Origin of the sequence: Ectobacillus antri, from assembly GCF_003852715.1 — a bacterium.
Classification (GTDB): domain Bacteria; phylum Bacillota; class Bacilli; order Bacillales; family Bacillaceae_G; genus Ectobacillus; species Ectobacillus antri.
Window position 1 is genome coordinate 27,531 of record NZ_RIAV01000002.1, and the last position, 14,221, is coordinate 41,751.

General features: G+C 41.9%; 12 protein-coding genes and 1 other annotated feature. All 12 genes read left to right on the top strand.

All coding sequences use genetic code 11. From position 1 onward, the window contains the following. The first annotated feature begins 24 nt into the window (after positions 1–24). The 12 genes from hemC (at position 25) to mreB (ending at position 14,204) form a co-directional block, all read left to right on the top strand. A complete protein-coding gene (hemC, locus tag EEJ45_RS02575) occupies positions 25–948 on the top strand; it encodes a hydroxymethylbilane synthase (protein ID WP_124563230.1) in 924 nt (307 codons plus the stop codon). Next, a complete protein-coding gene (locus EEJ45_RS02580; RefSeq protein WP_124563231.1) occupies positions 945–1,691 on the top strand; it encodes a uroporphyrinogen-III synthase in 747 nt (248 codons plus the stop codon). The genes hemC and EEJ45_RS02580 overlap by 4 nt, the downstream gene beginning before the upstream one ends. Then, on the top strand, positions 1,688–2,671 hold the full coding sequence (gene hemB / locus EEJ45_RS02585) for a porphobilinogen synthase (protein WP_124563232.1): 984 nt from the start codon (positions 1,688–1,690) through the stop codon (positions 2,669–2,671). Before EEJ45_RS02580 ends, hemB begins: the two co-directional genes overlap by 4 nt. Then, entirely contained in the window at positions 2,671–3,957 is a 1,287-nt protein-coding gene (hemL, locus tag EEJ45_RS02590; RefSeq protein WP_124563233.1) for a glutamate-1-semialdehyde 2,1-aminomutase, read from the top strand. Before hemB ends, hemL begins: the two co-directional genes overlap by 1 nt. Before the next feature lie 110 nt (positions 3,958–4,067). Continuing rightward, positions 4,068–4,946, top strand: a complete 879-nt coding sequence (spoVID, locus tag EEJ45_RS02595; RefSeq protein WP_380018267.1) for a stage VI sporulation protein D — start codon at positions 4,068–4,070, stop codon at positions 4,944–4,946. Between the two features lie 67 nt (positions 4,947–5,013). Further along, positions 5,014–6,045 (top strand): spore coat protein YsxE, encoded by a 1,032-nt coding sequence (gene ysxE / locus EEJ45_RS02600; protein WP_124563235.1) that lies wholly within the window; start codon positions 5,014–5,016, stop codon positions 6,043–6,045. Between the two features lie 130 nt (positions 6,046–6,175). Then, positions 6,176–6,396: a binding site (T-box leader), on the top strand. Positions 6,397–6,597: 201 nt separating this feature from the next. Further along, complete coding sequence (locus EEJ45_RS02605; RefSeq protein WP_124563236.1) at positions 6,598–9,234, top strand: valine--tRNA ligase; 2,637 nt, start codon at positions 6,598–6,600, stop codon at positions 9,232–9,234. Between the two features lie 78 nt (positions 9,235–9,312). Next, a complete protein-coding gene (locus EEJ45_RS02610) occupies positions 9,313–10,602 on the top strand; it encodes a bifunctional folylpolyglutamate synthase/dihydrofolate synthase (RefSeq protein WP_124563237.1) in 1,290 nt (429 codons plus the stop codon). A 142-nt stretch (positions 10,603–10,744) separates the two neighbouring features. After that, positions 10,745–11,638 (top strand): hypothetical protein, encoded by an 894-nt coding sequence (locus EEJ45_RS02615; protein ID WP_124563238.1) that lies wholly within the window; start codon positions 10,745–10,747, stop codon positions 11,636–11,638. A gap of 163 nt (positions 11,639–11,801) precedes the next feature. After that, positions 11,802–12,362 (top strand): Maf family protein, encoded by a 561-nt coding sequence (locus tag EEJ45_RS02620; RefSeq protein ID WP_124563239.1) that lies wholly within the window; start codon positions 11,802–11,804, stop codon positions 12,360–12,362. Next, positions 12,359–13,036: a RadC family protein gene (gene radC / locus EEJ45_RS02625; RefSeq protein ID WP_124563240.1), complete on the top strand. Its 678-nt coding sequence runs from the start codon at positions 12,359–12,361 to the stop codon at positions 13,034–13,036. Before EEJ45_RS02620 ends, radC begins: the two co-directional genes overlap by 4 nt. A 148-nt stretch (positions 13,037–13,184) precedes the next feature. Further along, positions 13,185–14,204, top strand: a complete 1,020-nt coding sequence (mreB, locus tag EEJ45_RS02630) for a cell shape-determining protein MreB (protein ID WP_124563241.1) — start codon at positions 13,185–13,187, stop codon at positions 14,202–14,204. The last annotated feature ends 17 nt before the right edge of the window (positions 14,205–14,221 follow it).

Genomic DNA, 14,221 nt, shown 5'->3' on the forward strand with positions numbered 1-14,221 from the left:
AGTAACAAACGAGAGAGGTCACGTATGCGTAAAATTATTGTAGGTTCAAGAAAGAGTAAATTAGCTTTAACACAAACAAATTGGGTGATTGAACAGTTAAAACAATGCGGCTTACCTTTTGAATTTGAAGTCAAAGAAATTGTTACAAAGGGAGACGTCATTCTTGATGTTACTCTGTCAAAAGTGGGCGGAAAGGGTTTGTTTGTAAAGGAAATCGAACAGGCTATGCTGGATAAGGAAATTGATATGGCTGTGCACAGCATGAAGGATATGCCGGCTGTATTGCCGGACGGTCTAACAATTGGTTGTGTGCCAAAGCGAGTAGATCCACGCGATGTATTTATTACAAAAAACGGTAAATCTCTTTCGGACTTACCAGCAGGTGCCGTAATTGGGACAAGTAGTTTACGTCGCAGTTCGCAATTGTTGGCTGAACGCCCCGATTTGCAAATCAAATGGATTCGTGGAAATATCGACACACGTATTCGCAAGCTACAGGAAGAAGATTATGATGCCATTATTCTTGCGGCAGCTGGTTTAAAGCGCATGGGCTGGGCCGAAGATGTAATTACAGGTTATTTGGAGACAGATCAATGCGTGCCAGCTGTTGGTCAAGGTGCTTTATCCATTGAATGTCGCGCTGATGATGAAGAGCTGTTGTCGGCACTTCGTTTATTTAATGATGTAATTACAGAGCAAACAGTTGCTGCTGAGCGTGAATTTTTACATCGTTTAGAAGGTGGTTGCCAAGTACCGATTGCTGGTTATGCCGTAATGAAAGAAGGAGAAATCGAGCTGACAGCACTTGTTGGTTCAAAGGATGGTTCGATTTTACTGAAAGAGACTGTACGAGGTACTGAGCCGGATAAAGTAGGGACAGAAGCTGCGAATCGCTTAATTGCAAAAGGTGCAAAAGAACTCATTTTAGAAGCGAAGGAACAACAGTGAAACGTCTCGCTGGTAAGAAAGTTCTTTCACTACGGGCAAAGGGACAAATGAGAGAGGTGGAGGAAGCTATTATGTCGTTCGGAGGTATACCAATCTCTGTGCCGCTTCTTCATATTGTTCCGAAAGCAACGATAGATCTTTCCCTTGCTACTTACGATTGGGTTATTTTTACGAGCAAAAATGCTGTGCGGTGTTTTTTTTCGTCCTATACATTACCTATTCATGTTCGTATTGCTGTTGTGGGAGAGAAAACAAAGCTGGCTTTAGAAGAAATGGGCTATCATGCTTCTTTTATGCCAAGTGCCTATGTGGGAGAAGTATTTGCTATAGAATTTTCACAGGTTGTAAAGAACAGCCAGCGTGTATTGTTCCCGAAAGGAGATCGAGCACGAGATGTGATTTCGACCACATTGCGTTCTCAAGGCGTATTTGTACAAGATATAATCGTATATAAAACAGAAATTAATCGGCACATGCGCCCGGCGCTGATACAAGCAGTTTCAGAGGGAGTCGACGTCGTTTTATTTACAAGTCCTTCTACTGTGCAGGGGTTTGTAACTTTGCTTGCGGGTACAGAGTGGAAGAACTGGTTAAAAACATGTACGATAGGATGTATAGGTCCTGTTACGAAGCGAGAGGCACTTCCCTATTTTAAAACTGTGGTAATGCCTAATACGTACACAATAGCTGCGTTGCTTCAGTGTATAGTGGAAAAAGAAGAAAAAGGAGTCGAAGAAGTATGAAGCAATTACAATTCAACCGTCACCGAAGATTGCGTCAATCTGCAGGGATGCGCGCACTTGTACGTGAAACCTTTTTACATAAAGAAGATTTCATTTACCCGATTTTTGTGGTGGAAGGGGAAAATAAACGTAACCCTGTCAAATCTATGCCGGGTGTGGAGCAAATCTCATTAGATTTGTTACATGCTGATATACAAGAAGTAGTTGATTTAGGTATTAAGTCCGTTATCGTATTTGGTGTACCGGCAGAAAAGGACGAAGCTGGCTCATCGGCTTATTGCAGCCATGGCATTGTACAACGTGCGATTACTTTGATTAAAGAGAGCTTTCCTGAGATGGTTGTAATAGCTGACACGTGTTTATGTCAATATACATCCCACGGTCATTGCGGCGTTGTAGAAGATGGTGTTATTCTAAATGATGAATCGCTTGAACTGCTAGCTAAAACAGCTGTAAGTCAGGCACAAGCCGGAGCAGACATTATTGCACCTTCTAATATGATGGACGGTTTCGTAGCCGCAATTCGCCATGCGCTTGATGAAAACGGCTTTACGCATATTCCTATCATGTCTTATGCGGTTAAATATTCTTCTGCTCATTACGGTCCGTTCCGCGATGCAGCACACAGCTCACCTAAGTTTGGTGATCGTAAAGCATATCAAATGGATCCAGCAAACCGTTTAGAGGCACTTCGAGAAGCGGAATCTGATGTAGAAGAAGGCGCCGACTTCTTAATGGTAAAGCCAGCGCTTTCTTATCTAGATATTATTCGCGATGTGAAAAATAACTTCAACTTGCCGGTGGTTGCTTATAATGTGAGCGGCGAGTATTCTATGGTCAAGGCTGCTGCACAAAACGGCTGGATTAATGAAAAGGAAATCGTATTGGAACAATTACTAAGCATGAAGCGTGCCGGAGCGGACTTAATTTTAACATACTTCGCAAAAGATGCTGCAAGATGGCTTGAGGAGGAAATGTAATGAGAAGTTTCGAGAAATCAATTCAAGCATTTGAAGAAGCAAAGCAAATGATGCCAGGCGGTGTAAATAGTCCTGTGCGCGCGTTTAAATCTGTAGGGATGAACCCCATTTTTATGGACCATGGCAAAGGCTCAAAAGTATACGATATTGATGGCAATGAATATATTGATTATGTATTATCTTGGGGTCCGCTTATTCACGGTCACGCTAACGACAGAGTAGTCGAAGGTCTAAAACAAGTTGCGGAAAAAGGTACAAGCTTTGGTGCACCAACTGAAATTGAGAACGAATTAGCCAAATTGGTGATTGAACGTGTTCCATCTGTAGAGGTTGTGCGCATGGTAAACTCAGGTACAGAAGCGACAATGAGCGCGCTTCGCTTGGCACGCGGCTACACAGGGCGAAATAAGATTTTAAAATTTGAAGGCTGCTATCATGGACATGGTGATTCTTTACTGATTAAAGCGGGCTCTGGTGTTGCGACACTGGGTTTGCCTGACAGTCCGGGTGTTCCGGAAGGAGTGGCTCGTAATACCATCACAGTGCCATATAATGACTTAGAAAGCGTGCGTGTTGCATTTGAACAGTTCGGTGACGATATTGCTGCGATAATCGTAGAACCAGTAGCAGGCAATATGGGTGTAGTACCACCGCTTCCAGGTTTCTTAGAAGGTCTTCGTACGATTACATCTGAATACGGGGCACTGTTAATTTTTGATGAGGTGATGACTGGCTTTCGTGTTGGCTATCACTGCGGTCAAGGCTATTTTAACGTGATTCCGGATTTAACATGTCTTGGTAAAGTAATTGGCGGTGGTTTGCCTGTAGGTGCATATGGAGGCAAGGCGGAAATTATGGCGCAGGTTGCGCCAAGTGGACCTATTTATCAAGCTGGTACGTTATCTGGAAATCCATTAGCAATGACGGCCGGATATGAAACGCTTGTGCAGCTTTCTCCGGAATCCTACGAAGAGTTTGAACGTAAAGCAATGAAACTAGAAGAAGGCTTGAAAGCTGCGGCGAAAAAGCACGGCATTCCGCATTGTGTAAATCGCGCAGGTTCCATGGTGGGCTTGTTCTTTACAGACGAGAAAGTGATTAACTATGAAACGGCCAAAACATCCAATCTTGCTTATTTTGCGACATATTATCGTGAAATGATTGAGCAAGGGGTATTTTTACCACCATCTCAATTTGAAGGTTTGTTTCTATCAACTGCACATAGCGATGAAGATATTGAAAAAACAATTGCTGCTGCGGAAATTGCATTTTCTAAGCTTAAATAAAAAACGAGGGTGTCGACACCCTCGTTTTTTATTTTCATTCATAAATGATCGCCCCCGCACATAATCTGTAATGTCATATACTGTGTTGAGAGGGGGAAACGCAAGTGACGTTGGATAATCAAACATCATTGCGCTTTTCGTTAAAGGAGTCTATATGGTTTAAAAAAGGACAGGAAGTAGCGGAGTTAATTTCCATTTCGTTAGATCCAGATATTTCTGTGCAGGAGAAGGATTATGAGGTAGTGGTAAGAGGAGAGCTACAATTAACAGGTGAATATGTACCTGAGCCGGAGGAAGAAGGATTTTCTTTACGCGATTTATCGCCAGTTCATACAGTAGATGCAATTTTTACAAGAGAAGACGGTGTTAATGAAATCTCTCATGCTTTTCCGCTCGAAGTTTCGATTCCTCGTGAACGTGTCAGGGATGCAGCGGACTTATATGTGATGATTGAATCATTTGATTATGAGTTACCTGAACGTGGCTGTTTACAGCTTATCGCAGATATTGCAATCGGTGGTCTTTGTGATCGAGATGAAATAGAGGTGCATTACGATGAATCTCAAGAGAATGAGTGGGATGCTTATTATAATGAGGATGCACGTGAGGAAGATGAAGTATACGAGGCACCTCATTTTAAAGAGCTAACATTAGAGCCGTTTCAATTAGAAGCAAAAAAACCGCCAGCAGAAGAAGTACCCGCCACCTTTTCTTTTCAGAAATTTAGGGAGGAAGAAGAAACTTATGAATATTCTCAGCGTGACGAAAATGCACTGTATTTAACAAAGTTATTCACAAAAGAGCGTGACGAAGAGTTTACAAAAATGCGGATGTACTTTGTTCAGCAAGGTGACACAACCGAATCGATTGCTGAAAAATATAATATCACTTCTCAACAATTAACACGTGTCAACCAAATTGACGAAGGATATTTGCAGGAAGGAAAGATTTTATACATTCCGATAGTCAAGCCAAAAGCGAAGTCGTAAAAGAGCAGTGTGAGTGAAGAATTTTCTTCCTCACCTCTTTTTATTTTTACGAGAAAGGGTTGTCTCTATGGAACGAACGGTGCGAGAACGATATGAGCCGCTGCTGCAATCTTATCGGTTGCAGGCAGAGCATATAGAAGAGCATGGCAGTGTGGTTAAGGTGCATACGAGCCAGGGAGCATATGCTTTGAAAAAGCTGGAACCGGCGAGGCTGGAACGAAGTAATTTTATGCAGCATTTGCAACTCTTGGCGGAGAAGGGCTTCACCAATTTTGCTCCTATTTATCATAACGGAGTTGGCGAGTATATTTTATCGGATTCTGAATATCGATACTATTTGATGCCATGGCTTGAAGCACATGCGCAGGGCGAAGAAAATGATGAGTATCATAAAATGTTTCAAACCTTGGCAAGTATGCATCAAAAAACATTGCGCGAAGAAAAGTTGACAGAGGACGTGCTTGATAATCATTACGATACTTTATCAGGACTTTGGGAAAGAGAACGAAATGCACTGGAAGAGTTTGTGGTAAATTGCGAGAGCAGATGGTATATGTCTCCGTTTGAGTTGCAATACTGTACGTATTTTCATCAGGCCATACGTGCGCATGAATTTGCCTCCAAAAAGCTTGAAGAATGGCATGAAGCTATGAAGGAGCAGGAGACTACACGTATTGCACTAATTCATGGTAATTTGTCCATGAATCATTTTTTATTTGATCATGAACGAAACGGATATTTTATCAGTTTAGAAAGATCTCAATTTTCCACACCTGTTCAAGACCTTGTCCAATTTTACTCTCGCTCGTTTCAAACGTATCCAATTGCACGTAATGACAGATACGAATGGTTTCAAGTCTATCAAAAAAACTTTCCATTCACATCTGAAGAAAAAAAGTTGATGTTGGCCTATTTAGCATATCCTCGTTTATTTACCAAGCAAGTAGCTACCTATGCGGCACAGCCGAGTCGCAATGATCGCAACGAACGTGAATCTGTCACCCAACTGCAACAAGTGCATTGGCTTATCAACAATACTGAGTTTTTTGTTTCACAAATTCAAGCAGCAGAGCAGCAAGCCCAACAATCTCAGCAATAAAACAATACGTTGTTTTCTTTCTTAGGGTGTAAACATAATCATTTTTCTTTCCTATGCATATATTATAAAAAACTTGGCTAACCTTATTGACGATTAAGCTTTTCTTTTTTAGACTATAGTGTATATCATATGAAATGCTTAGACAGGGAAGAGTAGAGTGTGTTTGCGTTTTTCAGAGAGAGAAACCATTGGTGGGAGGTTTTTCAAATGACAGCACTTGAAGGTCGCCCTTGAGCAGCTTCTTTGAACTTGCAGTAGGAGAAGCCGGTGTAACCCGTTACGTATTTGAGTGTGCAGGCGTAGTCTGCAAAAAAAGGTGGTACCGCGAATATAACTCCATTCGTCCTTTTATAAGGGATGAGTGGAGTTTTTTTATTTTTAAGGCTGTGTCAAAGCGTGATGTTGATAATCAGCACTTGTTAATTGGAGTGAAAGAGGGACAAAAGCGAATCGAAGGGAAATTATGCAGGTACGTAACGTCGAGGAGGCTTTCACTTGTAGCAGAGATCAACAAAGAACTTTCACAGAGCCATTTTTAAAGGAGGAAATGATATGACGGAAAAAAACTTACCAACAAAATACGACCATTTGTCCGTCGAGGAAGGTCGCTATAAATGGTGGCTAGAGGGCAAATACTTTGAAGCAAAGGGTGAGGCGGAGAAACAACCTTACACAATTGTGATTCCACCGCCGAACGTAACAGGTAAACTCCATTTAGGACATGCGTGGGATACAACATTACAAGATATTCTTACACGTGCGAAGCGTATGCAAGGTTACGATGTATTATGGCTACCTGGTATGGATCATGCGGGCATTGCAACGCAGGCGAAGGTAGAAGCAAAGCTTCGTGAAGAAGGCTTGAGCCGCTATGACCTAGGTCGTGAGAAATTCTTAGAAAAAGCGTGGGAATGGAAAGAGGAATATGCTTCTCACATTCGTGCGCAGTGGGAAAAGCTAGGTCTGGGCTTAGACTATTCTCGTGAGCGTTTTACACTGGATGAAGGTCTATCTGACGCTGTAAAACGTGTATTTGTTGAACTGTACAAAAAAGGTCTCATTTACCGCGGTGAATATATTATCAACTGGGATCCGGCCACCAAAACAGCATTATCTGATATTGAAGTTATTTATAAAGACGTACAGGGTGCGTTCTATCATATGCGTTATCCTCTTGCGGATGGTTCCGGTTACATCGAAGTTGCCACAACGCGTCCTGAGACTATGCTAGGAGATACAGCAATTGCGGTGCATCCGGAAGATGAACGCTATCAGCATTTAATTGGGAAAACAGCAATTCTACCAATCATCGGTCGTGAGATTCCAATTATTGGAGATGAATACGTAGATAAAGAATTTGGTTCTGGTGCTGTTAAAATTACGCCAGCACATGATCCGAACGACTTTGAAATCGGAAACCGTCATAACTTACCGCGCATTCTTGTGATGAATGAAGATGGTACAATGAACGAGAAAGCAGGCAAATACGAGGGAATGGATCGATTTGCTTGTCGCAAGCAGATTGTAAAAGATTTACAAGAGCAAGGCGTACTAATCAAAATTGAAGAGCATATGCACTCTGTAGGCCACAGCGAGCGCAGTGATGCAGTTGTCGAGCCATATTTGTCCACACAATGGTTTGTGAAAATGCAGCCTCTTGCGGATGCAGCCATTGCACTTCAAGAACAAGAAGAAAAAGTTTCCTTTGTTCCAGAACGTTTTGAGAAAACATATCTGCGCTGGATGGAAAACATTCGTGACTGGTGTATTTCTCGTCAGCTTTGGTGGGGACACCGTATTCCAGCTTGGTATCATAAAGAAACTGGCGAAGTGTATGTAGATGAAAAACCGCCGGTTGATATTGAAAATTGGGAACAGGATAATGATGTATTAGATACATGGTTTAGCTCAGCGCTGTGGCCATTCTCAACTCTTGGCTGGCCGGACGTAGATGCTACAGATTTCAAACGCTACTATTCAACTGATGTATTAGTAACAGGATATGACATTATCTTCTTCTGGGTATCTCGCATGATTTTCCAAGGTTTAGAATTTACAGGACAGCGCCCATTTAAGGATGTATTGATTCATGGACTTGTTCGTGATGCACAGGGGCGTAAAATGAGTAAATCTCTTGGTAACGGTGTAGATCCAATGGATGTTATTGCACAGTACGGTGCGGATTCACTGCGTTATTTCTTATCTACAGGAAGTGCGCCAGGGCAAGATTTACGCTTTAGTATGGAAAAGGTAGAATCTACATGGAACTTTATCAATAAGATTTGGAATGCTTCTCGCTTTGTATTGATGAACTTAGGTGAAATGAAGCATGAAGATATCGATTTGACAGGTGAAAAGTCTGTTGCGGATAAATGGATTTTGACTCGCTTGAATGAGACAATTGAAAACGTAACAAAGAACCTTGATAAATACGAGCTTGGTGAAGTAGGTCGTGCACTATATAACTTCATTTGGGACGATTTCTGTGATTGGTACATTGAAATGGCAAAGCTACCTCTTTACGGGGAAGATGAAGCCGCTAAGCACACAACACGCTCGGTACTCGCATATGTGTTGGAAAGCACAATGAAGTTGTTACATCCATTTATGCCGTTCGTAACAGAAGAAATTTGGCAGCACCTTCCACATGAAGGCGAATCCATTACGGTTGCAAAGTGGCCGACAGTACGTGAAGATTTAGCTGATAGCAAAGCTGCGGAAGAAATGCATCTTCTTGTGGAGATTATTCGCTCTGTTCGTAACATTCGTGCGGAAGTAAACACACCGCTTAGCAAAAAGATTCAGATGCAAATCAAGGCAAAGGATGGAGAAATCCTTGCGAGCTTGCAAGCAAACAGTGCATATATTGAGCGCTTCTGTAATCCAAGCGATTTAACAATTGCAACGAATATACAGGCGCCGGAAAAAGCAATGACAGCTGTTGTGACAGGAGCAGAGTTGTTCTTACCGCTAGAAGGCTTACTGAATTTAGACGAAGAAATCAGCCGTTTGGAGAAAGAGTTGAAAAAGCTAGATAGCGAAGTGGAACGTGTTGAGAAAAAGCTTGGTAATGAAGGCTTTGTGAAGAAAGCACCGGCTCATGTAATCGAAGAAGAACGTAAGAAGCAGCAAGACTACATGGAAAAACGTGAAGCGGTTCGTGCACGCTTAGCGGAAATCAAGAAATAATAGCATAGCCCAACAAGGATATAATAGGTTCAGAAGCTGAACAGCCCTTGTTGGGTTTTTTTATAGGGGGGACTTTTTATGCGTACATATAAAGAAGCGCTCGACTGGATTCACAGTCGCCTGCAATTTGGTATTAAACCTGGGCTAGAACGAATGGAATGGATGCTGAATGAGCTTGGAAATCCGCACAAAAAAATAGCATGTGTTCACATTGCTGGTACGAATGGTAAAGGCTCTACTGTTACTTATATGCGTACAATTTTGCAGGAAGCTGGTTATACAATTGGGACGTTTACTTCACCTTACATCGAAACATTTAACGAACGGATTAGTGTAAATGGCACACCGATTTCTGATGAGGATATCACTTATTTGGTACAGATGGTGAAGCCAGCTGTGGACAAGTTAGAGCAAACAAATCTAGGAGCGGCAACCGAGTTTGAAATTATTACGGTAATGGCTTTTTACTATTTTGGATTTGTTCAAGCTTGTGATGTAGTGCTGCTAGAAACAGGACTTGGAGGCCGTTATGATTCAACCAACGTTGTCCATCCGTTGCTTAGTGTTATCACAACGATTGGTCACGATCATATGCATATCCTTGGTGAAACACTCGCGGCAATTGCAGGAGAAAAGGCCGGCATTATTAAACAAAGCGTCCCTGTTATTACAGGTGTTTCACAGCCAGAGGCTGTAGAAGTTATTCTGGCGGAAGCATCTAGTCAGAAAGCACCGGTATATCAGCTACATACCGATTTTACCAGCCGATACATTGCTTCTTCTGAAGAAGGAGAAGTGTTTTCGTTTACAAGTGAAAAAGACTCATGGGAAAGACTGATTATTTCTATGAAGGGAGAGCATCAAGTACATAACGCTTCCTTAGCATTGCGAGGTGTATTATACTTACGCGATCACCACCGATTTAATATTACAAATCAGCATATAGAAAAAGGACTACGTCAAGCGTTTTGGCTGGGACGTTTTGAAATTGTTGCCTCTAAACCAGATGTGATTCTTGATGGTGCCCACAATCCGGAAGGTGTAAACGGTCTGGTCAAGACATTAGAAACACATTATGGTGACCGGCGTATCACAGTTTTATTTACCGCTTTGGGGGATAAGCAGGTTGAGGGCATGATTGCAGCGCTTGAAGGCATCGCAAATCAAATGATTTTTACGACATTTGACTTTCCGCGTGCTGCAAGCCCTGAACTGCTGGCTGTATACAGTAAACAGCCAATTATCTATCATAACTGGAAAGAGGCCATTGAAGAAGTATATGGTCGCTTGACGCAAGAAGACGTATTTGTAATAACAGGTTCTCTCTACTTTATCGCAGAGGTGCGAAAATATTGGCGGTCACGGTAAAGAAGACAGTTCGACAGTTCTACAACTCCTTCTAGCCGAATATACATGAGATATAAGGGAAAATGACGAACTCTTACCGACAAATCTCATGTTATTTCTCAAGGGAGACATGTTACGATTTGGATAGAAAGGGGATGGGGTTGTGGACAAGCAGTCTCCGAAAATATCGATTAAAGTCAATGGAACAGAAGCGAATTACATGGAAAAAGGTAGTGCCGCAACCTTGTCGTCTGCGGTCGATAATGTGCTGCCGTTTCGAGGAGAATATGAGGCGCCAATTTCAAAAAAACGAATTGTACCTCATAAAAAATTACTGTTAACCGTAGGGTCTGCGGTTTTAATTGGGACAGGCTTTGGCGTAACCGTACTGCAAGTGATGGGCAGTGGCGAGGTCGCATCAAAAAAAGTGGCTTCAGCCCCGGTTACAACATCTGCACCCTCTTCTGGCGCTTTACAAACTTCTGTACAAGAGTTAACACCTGTACAAGCGCATGTGATGCAAGCTGCGGCCTTTTCGACGAAAGAGCAGGGAAATACAGCCGTGTCAGATTGGAAAAAACAAGGTATTCCAGCGGTTTTACGAGCGTCCGGTGCTAAGTTTTTTGTATTCGTATCCGTTGCAGACAGTGAGGTAACAGCCAAAGGAATTGGACAAAAGGAAAATATAAAAGGTTTGTACAAGCCATGGCTCATTGAAGCAAAAAACGTACCAAAAACATATGAAAAACAAGCTACAGTTATTATTAAGGCAAATCAAGCGCTAAATGCTCTCTTACAACAAGCGTCTCAGTGCTTTACGACCGGAAAGGTAGATGAGGCAACGTGGAAAAAACTTGAAAAAGAGATAGATACTATAAAAAAGCAGGAAAAAAGCATTGAAGATGATGAACTTAAAAAGCTTACAACGTACACTTCGTTGGCGTTTGATACACTAAAAAGCTACCGCCAAAAGCAAGAAGCAGCTACCTTGGTTAAGCTGCAACAACTTTTATTGGATGGTCTACTCGCATACGAGACCATTGTTACGACCACATAAGTGTATATTGGTGAAAACGTGTAGGAGAAGAAGGGAGTATTCTTCTCTTTTTTATGTTTACGGAAGAGAAAAAAGACATTTTTCCAACATTGTGACAGGATAGAAATTTTGATACGATGACGATATCTTCCTTCTAAAACGAAAAGAAAGAAAGGTGATAACATTGAAACCAATAATATTGGCATCTGGTTCTCCCCGTCGTAACGAGTTGCTTTCCCTTTTAGATATCCCTTTTGAGGTTTGTGCTAGCAAGGTGGAAGAAGTTGTGGATGAAACAAGCTTGCCTGAGGACATTGTAATGTCGCTTGCACTCCAAAAAGCTCATGATGTAGCTCGTAACATGAAGGATGCCATTGTATTAGGTGCGGACACAGTTGTGGTAATTGACGGACAGGTGCTTGGGAAGCCTGAGAATAGACAAGATGCGGCTGCAACCCTGCGGCGGTTATCCGGCAGGACACATGAGGTGTTCACAGGTGTTGCAATTGTTTCCCGGGAAAAAGCGACAACATTCTACGAACGTACAGAAGTGACGTTTTATGAGCTAACAGAAGAAGATATCACGGCTTATCTGCAAACCGGAGAGCCGTTTGATAAAGCAGGAAGCTATGGAATCCAAGGAAGAGGCGCTGTATTGGTACGAAAAATTGCCGGGGATTACTATTCAGTTGTTGGTTTACCGATTGCTCGCGTAGCAAGAGAGCTACAGAGGTTTTTTATATGAGCGGTATTCGTGACATGGTGCGAGAAGATCAGCCACGTGAACGAATGCTAACAGAAGGAGCAAGCAGTTTATCTAATACAGAACTGCTTGCTATTTTGCTAAGAACGGGTTCAAAAGAGGAAAGTGTTCTGACATTAGCAAATCGAATTTTACATCATTTTGACGGATTGAGATTGTTAAAAGACGCAACAGTGGAAGAAATTACTGAAATTCATGGTATTGGTACAGCAAAAGCGGTTCAAATTATGGCTGCTTTTGAGCTTGGGCGCAGAATGGTACGACTTGAATATAAACAGCGTTATAGTATCCGAAATCCAGAAGATTGTGCCAAGTATATGATGGAAGAAATGCGGTTTTTACAGCAGGAGCACTTTGTTTGTCTATATTTAAACACCAAAAACCAAATTATCCATCGACAAACGGTGTTTATCGGTAGTTTAAATGCCTCCATCGTACATCCGCGCGAAGTCTTCCGCGAAGCATTGCGCCGTTCGGCGGCTTCTTTAATATGCCTTCATAATCATCCATCCGGCGACCCCTCGCCAAGCCGAGAAGATATCGAGGTTACCAAACGTTTAACTGAATGTGGTAAGATTATGGGGGTAGAGTTACTTGATCATATCATTATTGGCGAACATAAATTTGTCAGCTTAAAGGAAAAAGGTTATATTTAATACTATTCATTTGTTTCATTTTGTTTTATAATGTGTTTTATGAGTTTTTTATAGGCTTTAGCTAACAATAAGATAAGTGAAATGTTGAAACGTTTTGTTTTTTAAATAAAAGCAAAGTATTTTCGTTTTAGAAAGGAAGATACAGAATATGTTGGGATTTGGCGGTTTTACTCGTGACCTTGGAATAGATTTAGGTACTGCAAATACGCTTGTATATGTGAAAGGAAAAGGTGTTGTAGTGCGTGAGCCATCAGTTGTGGCTATGCAAACAGACACAAAGCAAATTGTGGCGGTTGGTAACGATGCGAAAAAGATGATTGGTCGTACACCAGGAAATGTAGTGGCACTGCGCCCGATGCGTGATGGTGTTATTGCTGACTATGAAACAACGGCTACCATGATGAAATATTATATTAAGCAAGCACAAAAATCGAATGGCTTTTTCTCACGTAAGCCATACGTTATGGTATGTGTACCATCGGGTATTACGGCGGTAGAAAAGCGCGCTGTTATTGATGCAACACGTCAAGCGGGTGCACGTGATGCATATCCGATTGAAGAGCCGTTTGCAGCTGCAATTGGCGCAAATCTACCTGTATGGGAGCCAACAGGTAGCATGGTTGTAGATATCGGTGGTGGTACAACAGAAGTTGCTATTATCTCTCTTGGCGGTATCGTAACAAGCCAATCTATTCGTGTGGCTGGAGATGAAATGGACGAGTCCATTATCCAATACATTAAGAAAAACTATAACTTAATGATTGGTGAACGTACAGCCGAAGCATTAAAATTAGAAATTGGATCTGCAGGAAGCCCAGAAGGTATTGAGCCGATGGAAATCCGTGGACGTGACTTAATTACAGGTCTGCCAAAAACTGTTTTAATTCAACCAGAAGAAGTGGCAGAGGCACTGCGTGACACGGTAGTTGCAATTGTGGAGTCTGTGAAGAATACATTAGAAAAAACACCACCTGAGCTAGCAGCGGATATTATGGACCGTGGTATTGTATTAACTGGCGGTGGTGCATTGCTTCGTAACTTAGATAAGGTAATCAGTGAAGAAACAAATATGCCTGTATTAGTTGCGGAAAATCCTTTGGATTGCGTAGCAATCGGAACAGGAAAAGCGCTTGATAACATTGATTTATTCAAAACAAAATTAAGCTGATTTAAGAGGGTGTAGGC